Source organism: Mesorhizobium sp. 01N446 (genome assembly GCF_056399285.1).
In genome coordinates this window covers 1-19,579 of the sequence record NZ_JBFTRA010000015.1, presented here as the reverse complement: position 1 = coordinate 19,579, position 19,579 = coordinate 1, and the positions used below count along the sequence as shown (strand labels likewise).

Genomic DNA, 19,579 nt, shown 5'->3' with positions numbered 1-19,579 from the left:
CGACCTATGGCGAGTAGCTGACAAAGCAGCGCACGAACCCCGTCAGTTGCCCGGCCAGCTTTGGGGCGCGTATGCCTGCCGCCCTAGTTGCTGGTTGGTCGAAGCCGTTTGGCAGTTCCTCCCACCGCGGCGCGGAAGGCCGCATCGAAGTTTACGCCGGCGATCGCCCAGCTTGCATCTTTCGCACTGAGAGGAAGCCGCCAAGTGGCATGCCAACCCGGCTCGTTGGTCTCCCAATCAAGACGACCGACCAAGATCGCGTCAGCGCCCAGTCTGGACTTTAGCGTCATTAACTTCTCCGCCGACAACTCGTCTATCCTCCCAGGCGCGATCGCTGCCGCTGCAAGATCGGCTTCTTTGGCGAATATCACGGGTATCGAGAAGCGCGCCGAGGCATCCGCAAAGCTCGCGCGCAGGTCGGAGCCGTGGGCGCCGTCTGCCGCGAGCATATAGCGACGCGCCATATCGGTGACTTCGAGGACGATCCCCAGCTTCGGTCGCGGACCCAGCCACGGCTTCTCACCCAGCGCAGCCATGGCATCGTCCATCCGCCTTCGGTCGAACTGGAACGTGAGATCAAAGGGACGGTCGCGTGTTCCTTGCTCATCATGTATGGGAAAACCGAACATGCGATCGTGATACGTATAAGACCAAACCATGGCAGTTGCCCGGATCGCCAACGACGCAAACACCGGATTTTGCGCGATATCAGGATTTCCCGTCAACTTTTGCGCCGCCAGTTCGAAGCCCTGTGGGACGGCGGGTACGCGTGTTTCTTCACGATCTCCAGTGACGATGACGCTTGAGCGATAAAGCACATCGTCATCCGCTTGCGCCAGGCTCGAGAATGCGAACCATGCCACCAACGTCAACAAGGTGGCATTCATGGAAACCTCCCAGCCCTCTTGAGTAACCGTATAAACGGTTACATACTGCAGAGATGGAATCAACCGAATTTGTCCGTACCTACCTCTCGCCGCTTGGTCCCATGCGCATGTTGGGCGGCGCGCCGGCGCTCGACCTTGCAAACACCTTGCACTGGCGTGATGGGAGCGAGGTCGATTTCATTCCGACGTATCAAGATATGTTGGCGTTTTGCGCTCCCGCCCAGTTGCTGTCTGACGACGAGGGGCATGCGCTCAGGCGCATGGCGGAAAGTCATGGGAGCCTGGCCGGCAACGTGCATCTCGAAGTCCTGAGGCTGCGCGACGTGTTGAAATCGTGGCTCACTGTTTCGGCACGAAATCTGAACCACGAAATAGCGCCGAACGAACTCGCCTTGCGTCACGTCCGGGAGGGTATAACCCGGGCAAGCGGCACAGCCGGCCTTGGCGACATTCTGAAGCTCAAGGCCGATTCCGCAAATGAGGCCATTCACCTGCCCTTGCGCCGGTCCGCGGCCGCGGCTGCCCTGTTGGTGCTGTTTCCTCCGCAAAACGACATCCGGCAATGCGAGGCCGACCATTGTGGCGGCTTCTTCATCAATGACAGTCGCTCGAAACCGCGGCGCTGGTGCTCTATGGATGGTTGCGGCAATCGCGCCAAGGCAGCGCGCTATCGCCTGGCACACCGAAAATCCATCGCTTAGGATTCACCTTAGGCGCGGTCTTCAAATGCAACAATGGTGACACGCAGCCAGCAGAAACTCTGTCGTGCAGAACCAACGAAACGACCTTTTCAGCCAACGAAAAGTCGCCTCCCAGTCACCTCGGCTCGAACCTTAGCTAGGTCGTTTTGACAGATATGAGGCCCATACAGCTACTATGCTTTTGGCCGGGAGCACATGGTTCGGTTCTGGAACGAACGAGCCCGAGAGCTGCCACTCCGCTGACGACGGCTTGCGGAGATTACTAAGTATTCAATCGTTAGAAGATATCAGGCCCTGGACCAAGCCACTCAAATCGCAGCATAGAACATCGTTAGCTCGTCGCCGCCGATCGCTTGAAAACGACGGTGACCCTGGTCCCTTCAGTGGCGCTGGATTTAACTTCGAATTGTGCTTTGGCGTTCTCGGTCAAGGAGCGCGCGATGAGGRCACCAAGCTTGCCTGGCTTCGGCCATGTTTCGCCCTCCGGCAAACCAACGCCATCATCGGCGATAGTGATGCGGCATCCGTCGCCATCGACCACGCTGTGAAGCGTGATCGTGCCACCTTCTCGTCCCTTGAAGCCGTGTTTGAGTGCATTGGTAAGCAAGTTGATTCACGACCAGCCCAGTCGGCATCGCAACGCTGATCGACACTGGATAGGTATCAACCTTCATGTTCAGGCGTATACCTTCGACCGCATGCGAAGCCATTGCGGCGGATGCTATCTGACTGAGGTAGATACCCAGATCGACCTCATCCTTCTGCTCGTCATTCGACAGCGCCTTGTAAAGAATCGCGAGAGCGTCGACGCGCTCGGCCAACCTCTCGAACCGTTTCTGACCGGGCTCCGCCGCATTGCGGGTCTCCAGCCGAGTGAGTGCGGTGCTCGTCTGGAGATTGTTTTTTACCCGATGCTGCAGCTCCCGCAGCAGGTATCCTTCTCGCGAACACGCTCCTCGACCGAAGGCGCGTCTTCATCGTGAAAAGATACGTCCACCAAGGCAACCCGTCTGAAACACGTTTTTCCGTCGTCGTCGACTATCAAATTTGAGTGGGCGTCAACGACTGCCTGCCCGTCGACGCCGCGCTTCAGCCAGAAAGTACCCACGAAATCAGTTTCATTGACAACGCACTCGGCCAGCGCCTTGTCCTTCTGCTCACGGACTCCGGTCCCCGAAAGCGCTGTCCAGTTTTTCCATGCCAGACTGGCAGACTTCAGGCCTGAGAGCTTTTCGAACTCAGGGTTGGCATATAGGGCGCGCTCTGTCTCGATCAGGTCTGAAACTGCGATCACAAAGGTGGCGAGTTCGGGCGTATCGAGCAGCTTCTCGACCGCCTCTAGCCTCCCTGTATCCGATGTCATTTTACGCGTAAGGCATCAGTATCAGCGATGGGCTGATAGGCCAGCACCGAAGCGGGGCTCCACCTGCAGGGGTCAGTAGGCCGGGACCAGCCTGGTGTCGCGTAGCGGCAAGGTCATTGCAAACCGAAGGCCGTCAGGATGATAGTTTAACTCAACCTCGGCGTGGCACTGCACCGCGACTACTTTCTCCAGCAGAGTCGTACCAAAACCGCGCCGCCTTGGTTGCTCCACCTTCGGTCCGCCGTTTTCAAGCCAATTCAGATTGAGCATTCGCTCGTCTTGCGAATTGCTCACCGACCACCGGACTTCGATACGCCCTGTGGGGCGCGACAACGCGCCATATTTCGATGAGTTGGACGCGAGTTCATGAAAAGCCATCCCGATCGGGATCGCGATATCGGCGACCAGCGCGACGTTTGGCCCTTCGAGGGCTACACGCGACTTGTTGGTCGTGTCGTAGTGGCGCAGTTCCGACTCCAGCAGCTTGTGCAACGAAGCCATCTGCCAATAGTCATCGGTCAGCATCGAATGCGTGTCGGCGAGAGAGACGATCCTGGCGGAGAAATCGCGCACGAAATCATCCACGTTGCCACTCGATCTGGCGGTTGCGCCCATCATCGCCCGGACATTTGCCAACGTGTTTTTGACGCGATGATGGAGCTCCCTGATCAGCAGTTTCTGCCGGTCCGCGACCTCTTGCTTCTGTTCAATATATGATTTGACCTCAAGCTGACGTGCGCGGGCACGCAGAGCCGAGCGCACCGAATTTGCCAGGCTCGACGCCAGGAAGGGCCTCTCGAGAACGATGAGATAGCGGTCCAGAAAGGCGAGGCGTTTGTCCATCTCCGTTCCCCGCATCGTCAGCAACACGATCGGAAAATCGGACCACGCCGGTTGATGGTTGAGCCAGGATGCAAACTGATTTCGATCAGAACTTATCAAGGCTTCTTCGGCAACCAAAAAGCATTGGGCTTGGTCCAAGAGCGGAACTGCCTCGTCCAGCGTCGCGCAGATCTGAGACTTGATGCCGTTTTCCGTAAGGATAGCCGACGCGACCTTCGCGTCGCGCCCGACTGGTGCCAATACGAGCACACTGCTGTCCGAGGGCATTATGATGCCTTATCTTGCAACAGGTTGCCTTGCTTACCCTCGTAGGTGGGCACGCCAGTCAGTATCCCCCGGAACTCCTCCAATGGTTCACCGACGGACAGGCCGGTTGCGCTTATCTTGAATTCGCGAATGGTGTCTTCATGCGGCCCGACGCGCTTCTTCACCACGGAGATAGCCCGTCTCAGACGGCCGCCGCTTTCGAAAAATCGCAGAAGCATTACGGAATCGCAGAGATAGGTCATGTCGACGGTGGCGGACATTTGCCCGATCAGCCCATGATTGGCCAACAACAGGATCGTCACGACGCCCTTTTGATTAAGATATGTCAGGATCTCGTGCATCTGCAGCACAAGATGCTGCTCCTCCGACATAGCGTTGAGGTATCCGGTCAGGCTATCGATAACGACGATCCTTGCATTCGAGCGGTCCACAGCCGACTGGATGCGCGAGGACAATTCACCGGGCGACAATTCCGCCGGATCGATCTGTTCCAGCAACAAGCTTCCTTTGTCGGCGAACGGCCCCAGATCCATGTCGAGGCCCGATGCGCGCGCCAGGAATATCCGCTTGGTTTCATCGAACAACAGCACCAGCACATGTTCGCCGCGCTTGAGAGCGGCATGACAATAGCTGCACGCGATGGTCGACTTGCCGACACCTGAAGGTCCCATCAGGAGAGTGCTGGTGCCGCGGTCCAGCCCGCCGCCCACGAGCGTGTCTATAGAATCGTTGCCGGTAGCAGGCGATCCATGCTCGGCCATCTCATGTTCGGAGGAAACCAAGCGCGGAAATACCATCACGCCGCCCGGTCGAATGACGAAATCATGGAAGCCCCCGCGAATTTGTACGCCGCGCATTTTGATGACGCGCAGCCGCCGCCGCTCTCCGCCATAGATCGGCGCAAGCTGTTCCATCCGGATGACGCCATGGCTGATGGAGTGCAGGTTGAGATCGTCATGTTCAGCCGTGAGATCGTCAAGCAGAAGCACCGTCGCATTGTTGAGAAGGAAAAAGCTTTTCAAAGCCAGAACCTGCCGGCGATAGCGTAACGAGCCCTGAGACAAGAGGCGAATTTCCGACAGGGAATCGAACACCACGCGATCCGGCTTCATGCGCTCGATCTCGGCGAGCGCGGACTGCACGGTCTCACCGAGCTCAAGATCGGACGAATGAACCAGAGTCTGTAACTGCGATGGATCGAGGCTCAGTTCCGGTGGGACCAGTTCGAGGATTTCGATCCCGTCAAGAGAAAACCCATGCCGTTTTGCGACCGAGTGCAGTTCGCGCTTGCTTTCGGACAGCGTTATATAGAGGCATTTCTCGCCATCCGCCGCACCTTTGATCAGAAACTGCAGACCAAGTGTGGTCTTTCCCGAACCTGGCCTGCCTTCTATCAGATGTGAACGGAATTTGGCGTAGCCGCCTCGCAGGACATAGTCGAGGCCTTGCACGCCGGATGATATTGGTGAAGCGTCGTCTTGATCCACGTTGTCCCCGGATGCCTGTCGTGCCCCCTTAACGGACAGCATTTTCAATAGTTCCCTTTTGAAAAAGAGGTGACGGCCATCCCCCGCGGGGCTGTCACGCAGTGCCGCCGAAGATTTCTAACGGTCTCAGCGAGCTAATGGCCGTGGGAACCTCGTACTCGCGAGGCCGTGCCGCATCAGAAGCCTGGCCGGATTGGCGACCAACGTCAGAAAGTCAGCTGCCTCTTGAGCATTCGCCGTCAAGGCACGCCAAAGCCCCCTCCACGCGAACGACACACGGCGCCGTTACAATCTGGCGCTGATTTAGTTCTGCCTACCTCGGGTCGATCCCGTCCAAATCGTTGCTGGCACAAGCAGGGCTGGCTTCCTTCGCTGCGAGGGACACCACCGAACTCGAGAGTTTCATATCGCAAATCGATTCCAGAACTCTGGCTCTCCTTCGGAGATATGGAGCGACCTTGGCTACATCAAAGTGAAATGACAGGCCCGACGAACAGCCGCATTGCGAGAAGTCAGCGGCCGGTTGATGGGGTCGGTTGCTCGGAAACGACCATCGCACGCTCGCACTAAAACGGAGGCGACGGATGCTTGAACGACCTAATCGCTCATACGTCGAGTGGTTTTACCCTGACGACCTTGTGACGTTGAAGTCGGCTTTCGACGCCCTTTGTGCTGAATTCAATATTCTTCCCGATACGTCGGATGCGCAAGGGGTTGCGGCCGAGTTGATAAGACTCTTTCAGGCCGGCATGACGAGAGAAGACACGCTGATGGTCGCAGTGCGTGGCCGATGGCAAAAGGAATGGAAGATTGCCTGTTAGGTTTCCTCGCTCCGCAGCAGCTGGGCGGCCGGCGGCTCAAGCGCCTCGCTGTTGCGTCTATGCTCCGTCGGGTGGAAGCGATGGTCTACTATCGGATCGTCGACAAGGTCGCACTCCATGTCGATCCCAGATTTCGTCTGTCCGGCCGCCGAAGGCGGCGGGCGTCCATGAAGCTGGTTCGGCCAGCTTGTCAATTCCATAGAGGCATCGAGACGCGCCGTCGTCCTCGATAATGTGTTCCGCTGAGCCACTACCGTGAGAACGCCGTGGCTTGACTTCAACGGCTAGCGCCGAGCGATCAGTTAGCAAAGTTGCCGAAGATCGTGGTAATCGGGAACCAAACTGGCCAGAACGTCGACGCAGCGCTTCTTGATGCGCGCCATCTGACTGGTTACATCTGGGCGGCAGCCGCCTTGAGCCTCGGAGTGGGGAGGCTCGATAGATTTGCCGGGGGTTTGTCAGGCTTGTCGGACTGATGCCGTCTACGCCCATCCCGGGGGTTGCACCCATTGTTGCGCCGAGGCCTGCATTCACGCCATCAGTGACACCGATATTCGCACCCGCTGCGGCATTGACCCCACTTCCTCCTTCGACCGAGGCGCCGAGCCGTTGATACCATTTGAGCCGCCGACATTGGCGCCAGCCCCGACGTGTGCGGCTCTGTCGCCCCCCATGGATGCGCCTGCACCGGCACCGACCCCATCGACGCCGCCGGCCGATGTACTCCGGCGTCCGCGTTGAGACCACCTCCGCTGACGACGCGCCGTCAGCGGCCGCCCAGTAAACAGGCATCTTTAATCGATGAAGAAGCGGCCAATCGCGCGGCCGCAACAATGCAAGAGAGCAAGGCGGCTCTGATGGGGGGAAGGGAGATTGCGGCGCTTGTGGGAGGAATTCAACAAGGGCCGGGTTCTCCTGGTCGCGGCCGGTGCTACGTTCTACCTTCTGCTGGCGCTGCGGCCCCGGTTTCGGCTGCCGACCATGGCGTATCTCTCGGCGGATTGCTTCCGTCAGGGGGCTGGACCTCATTTCGTAGTCAACTGCAAGCCCTGGCCAGGCAAAAACCCAGCGCACTGGGCACCGGTTTCTTCATCGGCCTTCGTATTGCGTTTTGGACTTCCAACAGCGGCATGAAGGCGCTCTTTTGGGGCCATGAACATCGCCTACGAGGAATGCGAAAAACGCAGCTTCAGGCAAGAGCGCAGACTGACAGGGCAAATCATCGCACCTTGATCGACTATGTGTGGTGGGTCGTGTCAGCGCGCCTGCTATTCTAGATGCGGCCACTTTCTGGTTTGCCCCCGCCTCCACCATAAGGACAAAAACCTGAACCTCCTCGTCTATCTCACGCGACGAATACCTTCCGCCAAGGGATCCTCCATCGCCCTGTCGGCGAGATCGGTAATCAATGAAGGGTCGCTCAACTTGCAATGACTTCAAAACCGTTAGTGGCAACGCTATTCATCAATAGCCGCCTATCACAGGCAGAATCTCTCCGGTGATGTAGCTGGAGCATTGCGGTGACGCCAGGAAGACATAGGCAGGAGCAATCTCCTCTGGTTGCGCGGGTCGTTTCATCGGCGTTTTTGCGCCGAACTTTGAAACATCGCCCGCTGGCTTTTCAGAAGGATTGAGCGGTGTCCAGACCGGGCCCGGCGCGACGGCATGCACGCGGATTCCCTTGTCGATCAGATTGCCTGATAGGGCCCGTGTGAAAGCGTGAATCCCGCCCTTGGTCATCGAGTAATCCACCAACTCCTTGGATCCGTCGATCCCGGTGATCGATCCGGTGTTGACGATCGCGGAGCCGGGCTTCATGTGCGCCACCGCCTCCTGTGCCATATGGAAATAGCCGTATAGGTTTGTCTTCAGCGTGGTGTCGAAATGCTCCTCGCTCAGGTCGGCGAAGTCGCTTGAATGCACCTGGAACGCTGCGTTGTTGACGAGCACATCCAAGCTTCCCAATTGCTTGACCGTGCTGGCTACTGCTTTGCGGCAAAAGGAGCGGTCGGCGACATCACCGCGGAGCGCGATGCATCTACGCCCCTCGCCTTCCACCGCCCGCTTCGTCACTTGCGCGTCGCCATCCTCGGAAAGATAGACGATTGCGACATCGGCGCCTTCGCGAGCGTAAAGGACGGCAACGGCACGCCCGATGCCGGAATCCCCGCCAGTTACCAGCGCGACCTTGCCTTCTAGTTTGCCCGAGCCACGCCAGAATGGCGCGTCGTATAGCGGGGCCGGCTTGATTTCTGCCTCATGGCCAGGTTTTGGATGGTGCTGCTTGGGAAAAGGCGGTGCCGGGTACTTTCGCGCGCCGGCCTGCATGGCGCCAACTGGTTTCGTTTTTGGCTTGGCTTGATCGTCCGCGTCGACTTTGCGTTGTATGCGGTTTTGCTTTCGCGTCGTTTTGGACGTGTCGGTCTTGGTTAAAATCGGCATCGTTGTCTCCTCAGTTTCAGGAGACAACGTGCGTTCAAGGAAAAAGTTGAAAAGCGATGTCGATAACGCTTCCGCTTGAATGCGACGCCTCCTGCCATGACGCGTCGCCGTGCAACCAAAACCGGCTTGCACCGTTTTGTCGGGTTCGACATTTCGGGGGATATCTTGGAACCATCCAGCAAGGACAGCGCGAGCGCCGCGTTTCGCAGCGCCGGAGAAATGGCTGAGCGTATCGGCTCGTTTGGGTGGAGCGCGACATCCATCGGGCCGGTCTCTTCATGGCCCGCAGAACTGAAGACAGTCGTCGATCTCATTCTCGGCTCCGCACAGCCTATGTTCGTCGTCTGGGGGCAGGACCGCATCTGGCTCTACAACGATGCCTTCATCCCTATTCTTGGCCGCAAGCACCCGACCGCTCTCGGCCTGCCTAGCCAACAGGTATGGGCAGAGGCATGGGGGACGATCGGACCGATGTTTGACCTGGTTTACCAGGGCCAGTCAGTCCATATGGACGACATTGAGATCCGAATTGACAAGCACGGCGCGCCAGAAGAGACCCATTTCGCCTTCTCCTACAACCCGGTCACGCAGCCGGAGATTGGGACGACCGGCGGCCTGTTTGGAGTCTGCACGGAAACCACGGATCGATTCCTGGCCGAAAAGCGCGAACGCCTCGCTGCTGAACGTCAGATCCATCTGTTCGAACAAGCACCAGGCTTTATCATTATCATGCGCGGTCACGACMATGTCGTTGAATTCGTGAATGACGCCCATCGCCAGGTTTTCAACAGCGGTGATTGGCTCTCGAGGCCCATTCGAGACGCCGTTCCCAGCCTCGCGGGACAAGGTTTTTTTGACCGGCTCGACGACGTCTTCGCTAGCGGTACGACATTTGAAGCGCAGGGCGTTCCAGTGCGATTTCGCCGCTCGGCGGATAGTCCGGAAGAGACGCGCTACCTGACGTTCATCTACGCACCGCTCTACGATGGCGGGAACATCATCACAGGAATATTCTGCGAAGGGTTTGACGTCACCGAAACATTTCGTGCGAGGAAGCGGAGCGCTGCCCTCGCCGAACTTGGCGACGTTGTGCGCCTGGTCGAAGACCCCGACGAACTGGCCTATGCGGCGGCCGAAATCATTGGCAGGGAGCTGGATGTAAGCCGGGCCGGATATGGCACGATCGATCTGGCGAATGAGACCATCTCCATCGAACGCGACTGGAATGCCCCCGGCATCAATAGCCTGGCTGGGGTGCTGCATTTTCGCGATTACGGCACGTATATCGATGATCTCAAGCGCGGCATCACTGTTGTCATTGAAGATGCGGACAAAGACCCGCGGACGAGCCAGAACCCAGAAGCACTGAAAGCCATCAGCGCTCAATCCCTGATCAACATGCCCGTCACCGAAAGGGGGGGCTTTGTGGCCCTACTCTACCTTAATCATAACAGGCCCCGATCCTGGTCTGAGGAAGAGATCGAGTTCGTTCGCGAGATGGCAGAGCGAACGCGCACCGCAGTCGAAAGGCGGCGCGCGCAAGCAGAGTTGAGGCAGAATGAAGGTCGCTTGCGCTTCCTCGACGGACTGGGGAAAGAAACATCGAAAAGCACGGACGCGGACGCAGTGCTTGAGATCACGACCAGAATGCTTGGCGAGCATCTCGGCGTCGCGATCTGTGCCTATGCCGATATGGAGCCTGACCAGGACCATTTTACGATTCGCGGAGATTGGCACCGACAAGGCTCTTCCAGCATCGTTGGCTACTACAGTCTCCGGGACTTTGGCGAACTCGCCGTTCTTCGGCTCCATCAGGGTTTGCCGCTGATCATCAATGACAATCAAGTCGAGCTTCCCCCAGAAGAAGCCGCAACGTTCCAGAATATTGGAATCGCTGCCACTATCTGCATGCCCCTCGTCAAAGAGGGGCGCCTGACCGCGCTGATGGCGATCCACGACAGCGCTCCGCGGGTCTGGACGCAAAATGAGCTTGCACTTCTCACAGAGGTAACGGAGCGGTCGTGGGCGCATATAGAAAGGGTGAGGTCGGATCAAAGCGCTGCCGAGACCGCGGAACGCCTGAGCCTGGCTACCCAGGCGGCCGCAATCGGCATCTGGGATTACGACCCGGTCGCTGACCATTTGCGGTGGGACGCACAATGCCGGGCGTTGTTCGGTATTACGTCGAACGATGGGGTTACCTACGAGGGCTCTTTCCTCGCCGGCCTACATCCAGAAGACCGGAGACGGGCAGATGAGGCGGTCAGGCGAGCAATCGCTCCAGACAGTCTTGAAGGTTTTAACATCGAGTACCGAACCATTGGCCTGGAGGACGGTATAGAGCGTTGGGTGGCGGCGAGCGGCCATGCCATTTTCGAAGCCAGCAAGGCCGTTCGATTTATCGGCACTGTGATCGACATTTCCGATCGCAAAAAGGCCGAGCGACACCTCAAGATCATGAACGATACCGGAGCGGCGGTCGCTGCCGAACTTGATCTCGACAAAATCGTGCAAATCACCACCGATGCCGGCGTCGAACTTTCCGGAGCGCAGTTTGGCGCTTTCTTCTACAACGTGCTCGACGATCAGGGGGGCAGCTACATGCTCTATGCCCTGTCAGGGGCTCCACGCTCGGCCTTCCAGAATTACCCCATGCCACGTGCGACGGCTGTGTTCGAACCAACCTTCCTCGGGAAAGGCGTCGTTCGATCGGACGATATTCTCAAGGATCCACGATACGGCAAGAATGCGCCGCGCAAGGGCATGCCTGAAGGCCATCTGCCGGTACGCTCCTATCTGGCGGTGCCGGTCGTGTCGAACTCCGGCGAAGTTCTGGGTGGTTTGTTCTTTGGCCACGCGGAGCCCCGCAAGTTTCATCCTGAGCACGAGAGGGCCCTGTTGGGCATCGCCGGCCATGCCGCAACGGCAATAGACAACGCCCGCCTCTTCCAGTCAGCCGAACGCGAACTGTCTGAAAGGCGGCGTGCCGAAGCCGCACTGCAGACACTCAACTCAACACTGGAACAGCGCGTCATCGACGAAGTGGCGGAACGCTCTAAGGCAGAAGAACAGCTGCGGCAGGCGCAAAAGATGGAGGCGGTCGGCCAGTTGACGGGTGGCATTGCGCACGACTTCAACAACATGCTTGCGGTCATTATTGGTGGGCTCAATCTGCTTCAACGCAAATTGTCCAAGGGTGAGACAGACGTCGGCCGATTTGTCGAAGGCGCCATGGATGGGGCGCATCGCGCCGCCGCTCTTACCCAGCGGCTCTTGGCCTTTTCGCGACAGCAACCACTTAAGCCGGAGCCCATCAACGCCAACCGCCTGGTCGGCGGCATGACCGATCTCTTGATGCGAACGCTCGGTGAGACGATCAAGGTGGAGACGGCTTTCGGTGCCGGCCTCTGGCAGGTCAAGGCCGATCCAAGTCAGCTGGAAAGCGCCTTGCTCAACCTGTCGGTCAACGCACGGGACGCCATGCCCAACGGGGGCAAGCTGACCATCGAGACGTCGAACGCCTATGTCGACGAGCGATACGCTCGCGAGTCCGCCATTGCGGCCGGTCAATTCGTGCTGATTGCCGTAACCGACACGGGTACGGGCATGACCGCGGATGTTCTCGCCAAGGCTTTTGACCCCTTCTACACGACTAAGAGCGTTGGCAAGGGGACAGGACTGGGCCTCAGCCAGGTTTACGGTTTTGTTCGGCAATCTGGCGGCAACGTGAAGATATACTCGGAGCCGGGCGTCGGCACGACGATCAAGATCTATCTGCCACGGCATTATGGCAGCACCGAGCAGGATTCTCTCGAGACGAAATCAAGATCGATAGATGGCGGCCTGGCAAGCGAAATCGTCATGGTGGTCGAAGACGAGGATCGCGTCCGCGCCGTCTCAGCCGAAGCGTTGCGCGAACTTGGTTATACGGTCGTCGAAGCCAGTGGCCCAAACGAAGCGATCAAAATGATTGAAGCCGGACAGCAGTTGTCCCTGCTCTTCACCGACGTCGTGATGCCGGAGATGTCCGGCCGACAGTTGGTGGATATCCTTCGCAAGGGCAGCCCCAAGCTTAAGGTTCTCTACACCACGGGATACACGCGCAACGCCATCGTTCACAACGGGATCCTCGATCCTGGAACGCAGCTTTTGCCGAAGCCTTTCAGCCTTGAAGACCTTGCGGAAAAGGTGAGGACAATTCTCGACGGCCCTTCATAGGGCGCACCACTAGCATCTCGGCCGATCTTTGTGACCGAAGCAGTTCTCACTTGGGGACGGCTTAACACCAGCGCGGGGAGCGAAAAGGCGAAGCCTCAGTATGCATCCCGACCGATTGTGTTGCCAGTCTGACTATCTGGCCTTTGGCACTCGCAGTCGGCAATATCTAGGCTGGCAAGTTTGAAGGCCATCTGCCACCGCAGAGGGCCAGCATTGGCTGCGAGATAGGCCTATTCGTGCGATCCTGCCGCAACGGTTCAGCCACACCACGCGCACCTTGAATGCGCACTCTAGGCCGGAAAGCGCCCGCGCTACTGCAGGGCCTGTTGATGAGATTGGCAAGACGCTCCGCCGCCAGAACGGGTTGCGATCGAGCTGCGTTGGTTGCGGTGGTTTCATAGTCCTTGGTCAGCAGGGCAGCTCCACTGGCCGAGCGCACCGGTTCTGGACGTACAATCGCTGCCGCGATTTTCTCGCTTTCAGTCATCCACTGCCGGGATCGTCGATCGCTGCTGCCGCTTGGTCGGCTGGCACACTTTCCAGCCCGCTGTCATGCAAATCAAGCATCGCGCCTTTTGCCGTCGTGTAGCCGCCGAAGATGCCATGCCCAATTGGCGGCACTCTCGTCTCTGCGTCGCTGCACCTTGACGCCCAGGCGATGCGACAAGAGACGGATGATGCCTCGCGCTCGCCGGCGGCGGCGCTGCTCGCACAGGCACTCGCGCCAAGCTGACCGCAAAAGCGGCGTTTCGGGCGCCGCGATCATGAGAACCCGCAAATATACGGTAAACGCTTATCAACGTTCGGCCGCGACGACGTCTCAGGAAGATATCGGCCGTCTATGGACAAACTCGCAGTGCTTGGTCGTCAGCGATATCGAACCCGTTCTTATGCAAGACGTTGGAAAGGTCGACCCCGCAGGGCCGCACGGACCTAATGGCGCGATCGGCGTGACCTCAGCGGAAATCAAGGCGCACGCCCGCTGGAGGTTCGCGCGGAGCAACCTATCTGGCAACTCTTCCTGCGAGCGCGAGAGATGCGAACTGTGCTCAAAGCGGCGGGGGTAAGAATTGCCCGCGCATTGCTGTCTGGGCTTATGGAAGGTAGAAGATGTATTAAAGCCGCAACGAAGTGGTGGCATCTCTAAGTAGAATTTCGATTTCGGAGATAGTAGCCTGCGTGCTGTCCCGTGCGGTCAATCCTAGACGTGAGGTGATTGCCACAAATGAAACCGTCATCGAAACTTCCCTGAATGGTCAGCGTCTCGCTGCCGCGACTAGTTTTCCGCCCTACCCCGCGCAATCGGCTTCAACCAGCGCATTGCCGCGCCGGTCCGGCCACCTTTCCAACGGCGGCCGTTCATTTTCGCCGATCGCCGTAGTTCCTACGACAGGCACCATCTGGATCTCCAACTTGCTCGCTGCGCTCCGAGATTTGAGTTCTTCAATCTGATCATCGCGCCGGGCGATCCTGCTCTCCAGGTTTGCAATGCGCTCGGCCAAAAAGTAGCGGCCAACAGTGAAGCCACAGCTCGCGAAAAGTACGGCGGACGAGGCAAATGCAATTGGATTGGCCAGCACCAGTGCCGAATTGGTCTGGAAGAAATCGATCAGATTTTGCATTGGCCCAACTCGCTTCAATGGCCGGGATGCTTGTGAATCTCGAACCCGCCCAACCCGGGCTAAGCGGATTCTCTGCACTCCCTATCTAAAAATAGGACGATATTCCTCACACGTCAAGCTTGCACTCGACTTTGGTTCTCTTCTGTTCACCTTCGCGAGGGAAAAAGGCACCACGGGGCGCAACATCCGCGCAGCCGCCATCGGGCCGCAGAGGTGTCATTCCTACGGCAAGACGCTTACCTCAGCGATGGCCATCAGCTGATTGAGGGCCGCGGGCGGGCCTATGTTGTAGTCGTGCGGCTTCGCGTGCACCCGAAACGCGGTGCCGCTGCCATCGCCCTGACGCCGGGCCTGGTCATGGCGGGGACGTTCCGCATTGCGGCATGCGGTGTGTCGGCGATGATGATCGAATATTGTTCCCAGGAGCGGTCCCTGGTAGTCGAACGGCCGTAAGCCGCCCGACCGGGAGTTGCGACAGCAGTTACCGGGATCATAGCCGAGCAGGCGCTTGCCACCTTTTTGCTGCTTTTTTAAAAGTGCCTACAACGCTTGTCGTGGTCATGGTGACCCTCTCAGCCTCTGCATCAGCTCTATTTATCGTCGAATGCCCAGAGATGACCTGTGCCCTTCTCGCGCAAAGGGAGAAGGGCACATTGGATCTGCTTAGTAATTGCCGTTGTAATACCGGTCATCGCAGGGCGCGGTGTAGACGCGACCGTAGCGGTCCTGGTAGCGGCACATTTCTTCGCCGCGGCGCTGCGGCGTAGTGGCCGAGCCGACGACCGCGCCGAGCAGCGCGCCGCTGGCGGCGCCAATCACCGTGCTCTTGGTGTTGCCGCCGATCGCCTGGCCGACGAGCGCGCCGCCGGCGCCGCCGATGAGCGCGCCGGTGGTGGCCCGCTGCTGGCCTTCGGTCTGCGACTGGCAGCCGGCAAGTGCGGCGGTCACTAGCAGGGCGGCTATAGCTTTGTGAAAGGTCATGGACGTCTCCCTTAAAAGTCTGAAATCCCTATCAATCGTCCCGTGCGGGCGCATTGCGGCGGAACGGGGGCGCACACTCTCACGAAGTGAGTCAGGGTTTCCCATGAGTTGAAAGCCATGGTTTCCAAAGCGCAAAGGAAACGGGCATACCCGCTGATCTCACCGGCCGATATAGTTGCGCACGGGTATATATATCTGGATGCGGCCGACGGCTCGCATTCGAAGCAAACTCGACATGTTTTCCTAACCAAATAGCAGGCGGTACAGGCCCCTATTATCAGGTCTGAGTACCATGGCCCGCGCGATGGACAAAGCAACCACACCCCCCGAGTTTGAAAGGCGAAGGGCTCGCGCTGCTCAATACCTGCGCATGTCGACGGAGAGGCAGATCTACTCCATCGACAATCAAAGGGACGCGATCCGTAACTATGCAGAGGTCATGGGTTACGACATCGTTGCCACGTATGAAGATCCAGGCCGAAGCGGGCTCAGCATCTTGGGGCGCCCGGGCTTGAAGCGGCTGATCGAAGATATCGAAAGCCGGCGGGCCGATTTCGAAACTGTCGTGGTCTATGACGTCAGCCGATGGGGACGCTTTCAGAATACTGATGAAAGCGCCTCATATGAATACCGATGCCAAAGAGCCGGAGTGCGGATCGAATTCTGCGCTGAGCTATTCGTCAACGATGGGAGCATTGGGTCCGATGTTCTGAAGGCCATCAAGCGCAGCATGGCTGCGGAGTACAGCCGAATGCTGTCGAATAGGGTCTTTGCAGGTCAAAGCCGAATAGTCAAACTGGGTTTCAGCGGAGGCGGCCCTGCAGGCTATGGGTTGAGGCGCCTTCTCGTCGACGGCTCTGGAAATCCCAAGGCAATCCTCCATCATAATGAGCGAAAAGGCCTGGCCAGCGACCGCGTCGTTCTCGTCCCCGGGCCTGAAAATGAGGTGTCAACCGTCCGATGGATATTCAACCAGTTCGTGAAAAAAGGAAAAACGGCAGTCGAAATTGCGTCAGCTCTAAACGCGCGCGGCTTGGTCACCGAGTTTGGCCGGCCTTGGACCGGAGCGTGCGTAGGCACGATACTGGCCAGCGAGAAATATGTCGGCAACATTGTATGGAACCGAATATCCCACAGGCTTCTGCAAAACCGGCTGAGAAATCCGCCAAGCGCATTTGTTCGCGCCGACAACGTCATCGAACCGCTCGTAACCCGGGCGCTGTTCGATCGTGCGCAAGCTATCAGGCGGGCACGCACTTACCTCAGACCCGATGAAGAGTTGCTGGCCGATCTGACCAAGCTTTTGAAAGAACGGGGAAGGCTGTCGAGCCCAATCATTGATGCCGCTCCAGGCTGTCATTCAGCCAGCATTTACGCGCATCGCTTTGGAAGCATGAACGCCGCCTACCAGTTGATCGGATACGACGGGTCGGCGAACTATCGGAAACTCGACATCAGAAGGCGGCTCATTCAGATTCGGCAGCAAACAATCGAAAACTTGATGTCGGACATCGACGGGGTCGGTGGCTCAGCGCTGTACGATCCCCAAACAAAGATTATGCGTGTCAATGATGAATTCTCCGTGGCGATTTGGACTGCGCAATATCGGATGAACGTCGCCGGTTTTCCACGCTGGCCGTTCTGGAAGCGGGGTCTCATCGGGCCAGAGGTAACGATTTTGATCAGGATGGAGTCCGATAATCAGACCGTTCGTGACTTCCTGATCGCACCCGCTCATGAAGCGCAGTCTGCCCTTCACATGCTCAAGGCCGACAATGGCGTGCGCCTTGATGCCTTCCTCTTCGCTTCGCTTGATCCTGTGGTTGAGATGGCGAGACGAGAACCAATGCCGGCAAATATATGAGAACTACGAAAGCCGGGCATCGCGACTTCGTCACAAACAATCGGCATGCCATTCGGCTGACGGTAGATTCGCGGGCGCCGATGAACCCGCTGCGTGTCTCCGGTTTGTTGAAGACCTTCAGGCGCCAAGTCGACAATATGCAGGAATTCATCAGGGAAGCCGACGCGGTGAAACACCAGATGGAAAGCGTCGTCGATGCCTTTCGTCATGTCCTGCGCATCGCCGCATTTCAAGGGTTGCTTCAATCGAATGGCTTCGCAACGGCTCCTTCGATCTTGATGCAAAATTCGCCAGAGGCCGGGGTGAAAGCAGGTATCTGCGAAGACCGGCAGATTTCCTTTCCGCGCGTCGACGAGCCGCTTGTCGAAGGCATCTGCCTCGAAGCTCTCGACATGCTGAACGATTTCGGCGCCCCCTTGAAGATTTTCGGCTTGTTACGAGAGGTCGTGCCGGGTCGGCAGGTTGAAATTGTCCGGCTGATGCTGGCGATGAACCGCGTGGAATTCCGAGTAGCGAGGCTCTTGATCGAGCTCACCCCACGATCACAACTCACCAATCCCTTGGCTCGCAGAAAAAGATACGAGGGTATTTCCCCGGCGCAAATGGCCGCCATGGAAGCCGACATTGCCGAGGTCAGCCATGACTATCTGAGCGCTGCCAGCACCCACGGCTCAGAAATGCTAAACCTGATCGCCGCTACGAGCTATTTCGACCGACTGCTGAACAACCCCAAGCTGGTTCGATATCTAGCGCGCAATTTCGCGAGGCAACTGGAGGTGTTTCAGAACTTGCTCGACTTCCGCGAGGCTCGATACAAGAAACACCCGCCGCAGGCCGGGTCGTGAGCGGTCGGTCATCACCCTTAGTTTCGCGGCATGCTGTGTATCTCCATCCGAACCGGTCCTCCCTTTTTGCAACTCGTGCAGAAAAGAGCGCGCTCCACCGAGCTGAACAGAGCTTCCTTGCCGTAGCGCTTGATCAAGCTTGCCGGCTTCACTTCCGCATGATGCGAGCAGGTCGTGCACCACGCTCGCAGCGTGTGCCAGCTGCGCAGGTCGCCCAGCGCGACGTCTAGTCCGGCGTGAATACTGCCGTCGATGATCGTCTGCGGCGGAACCTTCACCTCGCCGGGGGTAATGATCTTCTCCATAACGTGGCGGCTGTTGTAGTGGATCAGCAGCATGCCTGGCCGGCGCCGGATGGCGGCGTGCCAGGCCGCTTGGCTCACCACCGCGTCCGGCGATCGACAGATGGTTTCGAGATGCGTCTTCTCCTCCCGATCCCAAACCTCGATCCGGAAATTGTCTTCGGCAGTGTCCACCATTTAGGGGCGCGCCTTGTGCCAGCCGCGAGAAAAGCCATTCGAAACCGCAGCCCGTGACAAAGCGAGTTCCCGCTCAAGTTCGGCGTTCCTGGCCAGAGCCGTCAGCAAGGCGACCACAGCATCGCCACTGGCTGCAGCGAGGGCCTGCTGTGCCGCCAACTCCAATTCGGACATAGCTTCGCCTATCGGCGCATTTTGGCGCTTTCCCATGGCCCTTTTCCTGCTCAGATAGATCAGGAATAAGGAACATATTCCTGTCCGGTCAAGAGGCGTTTGACTATTTTGTTCTCATTTCGTTCACTGTCGGCAGGATAACCACACCAAAGGATCGGGAAGCCTGTCGATCAAGGAAATGTCATGTGCGGCCGCTACACCCGATATCTGACGTGGTCGGAAATCCACCGACTCTACCGGCTCACGGGGCCGGCGGAAATCGGCCGCAATGACGAGCCGCGATACAACATCGCGCCGACGCAAGACGTGCCTTTCGTCACCGCCGGCGAGAACGGCAACCACCGCCTGCGGGAGGGGCGATGGTGGCTCGTTCCGTTCTGGGCAAAGGAAATGCCCAAGGCGGCCATGTTCAACGCCAGGATTGAAGGCATCGACGCCGCGCCGGCCTTCCGGGATGCCTTCAAGTCGAAACGATGCTTGATCCCGGCTGACGGCTTCTTTGAGTGGACGATCTCGCCGGCCGACGGCAAGAAGGATCCGTGGCACATCTATCTGCCCGGCCACGCGCCTTTTTCGTTCGCCGGG

The 19,579-nt window shown here is 58.3% G+C and carries 13 protein-coding genes and 1 pseudogene; 6 read left to right on the top strand and 8 right to left on the bottom strand.

Going from position 1 to position 19,579, the window contains the following annotated elements:
- Positions 1-83: 83 nt before the first annotated feature.
- Entirely contained in the window at positions 84-887 is an 804-nt protein-coding gene (locus tag AC1DPX_RS33075; RefSeq protein ID WP_082583303.1) for a DUF2066 domain-containing protein, read from the bottom strand.
- 53 nt (positions 888-940) lie between these two features.
- Between AC1DPX_RS33075 and AC1DPX_RS33070 the strand changes: the two genes are divergently transcribed.
- The gene (locus AC1DPX_RS33070; RefSeq protein WP_477242071.1) at positions 941-1,588 is read left to right on the top strand and encodes a CGNR zinc finger domain-containing protein; all 648 of its coding nucleotides are present in this window, start codon (positions 941-943) and stop codon (positions 1,586-1,588) included.
- Between the two features lie 331 nt (positions 1,589-1,919).
- Here the strand turns inward: AC1DPX_RS33070 and AC1DPX_RS33065 are convergent.
- The 3 genes and pseudogenes from AC1DPX_RS33065 to AC1DPX_RS33055 all read right to left on the bottom strand — a co-directional run bounded on the left by AC1DPX_RS33065 (position 1,920) and on the right by AC1DPX_RS33055 (position 5,590).
- Positions 1,920-2,951: pseudogene (locus AC1DPX_RS33065) on the bottom strand (histidine kinase dimerization/phosphoacceptor domain -containing protein).
- 72 nt (positions 2,952-3,023) lie between these two features.
- Positions 3,024-4,064 (bottom strand): sensor histidine kinase, encoded by a 1,041-nt coding sequence (locus tag AC1DPX_RS33060; RefSeq protein WP_082583301.1) that lies wholly within the window; start codon positions 4,062-4,064, stop codon positions 3,024-3,026.
- Positions 4,061-5,590, bottom strand: a complete 1,530-nt coding sequence (locus tag AC1DPX_RS33055) for an ATPase domain-containing protein (RefSeq protein WP_477242069.1) — start codon at positions 5,588-5,590, stop codon at positions 4,061-4,063. Before AC1DPX_RS33055 ends, AC1DPX_RS33060 begins: the two co-directional genes overlap by 4 nt.
- Before the next feature lie 542 nt (positions 5,591-6,132).
- Between AC1DPX_RS33055 and AC1DPX_RS33050 the strand changes: the two genes are divergently transcribed.
- Positions 6,133-6,369, top strand: a complete 237-nt coding sequence (locus AC1DPX_RS33050; RefSeq protein ID WP_057144222.1) for a hypothetical protein — start codon at positions 6,133-6,135, stop codon at positions 6,367-6,369.
- A 1,464-nt stretch (positions 6,370-7,833) separates the two neighbouring features.
- Here AC1DPX_RS33050 and AC1DPX_RS33045 read toward each other — a convergent pair.
- A complete protein-coding gene (locus AC1DPX_RS33045) occupies positions 7,834-8,811 on the bottom strand; it encodes an SDR family oxidoreductase (protein ID WP_477242067.1) in 978 nt (325 codons plus the stop codon).
- Between the two features lie 96 nt (positions 8,812-8,907).
- Between AC1DPX_RS33045 and AC1DPX_RS33040 the strand changes: the two genes are divergently transcribed.
- Positions 8,908-13,029, top strand: a complete 4,122-nt coding sequence (locus AC1DPX_RS33040; protein ID WP_477242065.1) for a GAF domain-containing protein — start codon at positions 8,908-8,910, stop codon at positions 13,027-13,029.
- 1,289 nt (positions 13,030-14,318) lie between these two features.
- Here the strand turns inward: AC1DPX_RS33040 and AC1DPX_RS33035 are convergent.
- Positions 14,319-14,651: a hypothetical protein gene (locus tag AC1DPX_RS33035; protein WP_057144219.1), complete on the bottom strand. Its 333-nt coding sequence runs from the start codon at positions 14,649-14,651 to the stop codon at positions 14,319-14,321.
- A 663-nt stretch (positions 14,652-15,314) separates the two neighbouring features.
- A complete protein-coding gene (locus tag AC1DPX_RS33030) occupies positions 15,315-15,632 on the bottom strand; it encodes a YMGG-like glycine zipper-containing protein (RefSeq protein WP_057144217.1) in 318 nt (105 codons plus the stop codon).
- A gap of 304 nt (positions 15,633-15,936) precedes the next feature.
- On the opposite strand from AC1DPX_RS33030, the gene AC1DPX_RS33025 reads away from it, so the two are divergent.
- Positions 15,937-17,496: a recombinase family protein gene (locus AC1DPX_RS33025; protein WP_057144252.1), complete on the top strand. Its 1,560-nt coding sequence runs from the start codon at positions 15,937-15,939 to the stop codon at positions 17,494-17,496.
- Positions 17,493-18,341 (top strand): plasmid partitioning protein RepB C-terminal domain-containing protein, encoded by an 849-nt coding sequence (locus AC1DPX_RS33020; RefSeq protein WP_244497766.1) that lies wholly within the window; start codon positions 17,493-17,495, stop codon positions 18,339-18,341. The genes AC1DPX_RS33025 and AC1DPX_RS33020 overlap by 4 nt, the downstream gene beginning before the upstream one ends.
- A 17-nt stretch (positions 18,342-18,358) precedes the next feature.
- On the opposite strand, the gene AC1DPX_RS33015 is transcribed toward AC1DPX_RS33020, so the two are convergent.
- A complete protein-coding gene (locus AC1DPX_RS33015; RefSeq protein WP_057144216.1) occupies positions 18,359-18,820 on the bottom strand; it encodes a hypothetical protein in 462 nt (153 codons plus the stop codon).
- Between the two features lie 357 nt (positions 18,821-19,177).
- Here AC1DPX_RS33015 and AC1DPX_RS33010 point away from each other — a divergent pair.
- Positions 19,178-19,579 (top strand): SOS response-associated peptidase (locus tag AC1DPX_RS33010; RefSeq protein WP_477242063.1); only part of this gene is annotated, 402 nt, incomplete at its 3' end.

What these genes read in the sequence shown, in the direction of transcription:
- AC1DPX_RS33045 (WP_477242067.1), bottom strand. Translation starts at nt 8,811, where the DNA reads ATGCCGATTTTAACCAAGACCGACACGTCCAAAACGACGCGAAAGCAA.
- AC1DPX_RS33025 (WP_057144252.1), top strand. Translation starts at nt 15,937, where the DNA reads ATGGACAAAGCAACCACACCCCCCGAGTTTGAAAGGCGAAGGGCTCGC.
- AC1DPX_RS33075 (WP_082583303.1), bottom strand. Translation starts at nt 887, where the DNA reads ATGAATGCCACCTTGTTGACGTTGGTGGCATGGTTCGCATTCTCGAGC.
- AC1DPX_RS33015 (WP_057144216.1), bottom strand. Translation starts at nt 18,820, where the DNA reads ATGGTGGACACTGCCGAAGACAATTTCCGGATCGAGGTTTGGGATCGG.
- AC1DPX_RS33035 (WP_057144219.1), bottom strand. Translation starts at nt 14,651, where the DNA reads ATGCAAAATCTGATCGATTTCTTCCAGACCAATTCGGCACTGGTGCTG.
- AC1DPX_RS33030 (WP_057144217.1), bottom strand. Translation starts at nt 15,632, where the DNA reads ATGACCTTTCACAAAGCTATAGCCGCCCTGCTAGTGACCGCCGCACTT.
- AC1DPX_RS33020 (WP_244497766.1), top strand. Translation starts at nt 17,493, where the DNA reads ATGAGAACTACGAAAGCCGGGCATCGCGACTTCGTCACAAACAATCGG.
- AC1DPX_RS33055 (WP_477242069.1), bottom strand. Translation starts at nt 5,590, where the DNA reads ATGCTGTCCGTTAAGGGGGCACGACAGGCATCCGGGGACAACGTGGAT.
- AC1DPX_RS33070 (WP_477242071.1), top strand. Translation starts at nt 941, where the DNA reads ATGGAATCAACCGAATTTGTCCGTACCTACCTCTCGCCGCTTGGTCCC.
- AC1DPX_RS33050 (WP_057144222.1), top strand. Translation starts at nt 6,133, where the DNA reads ATGCTTGAACGACCTAATCGCTCATACGTCGAGTGGTTTTACCCTGAC.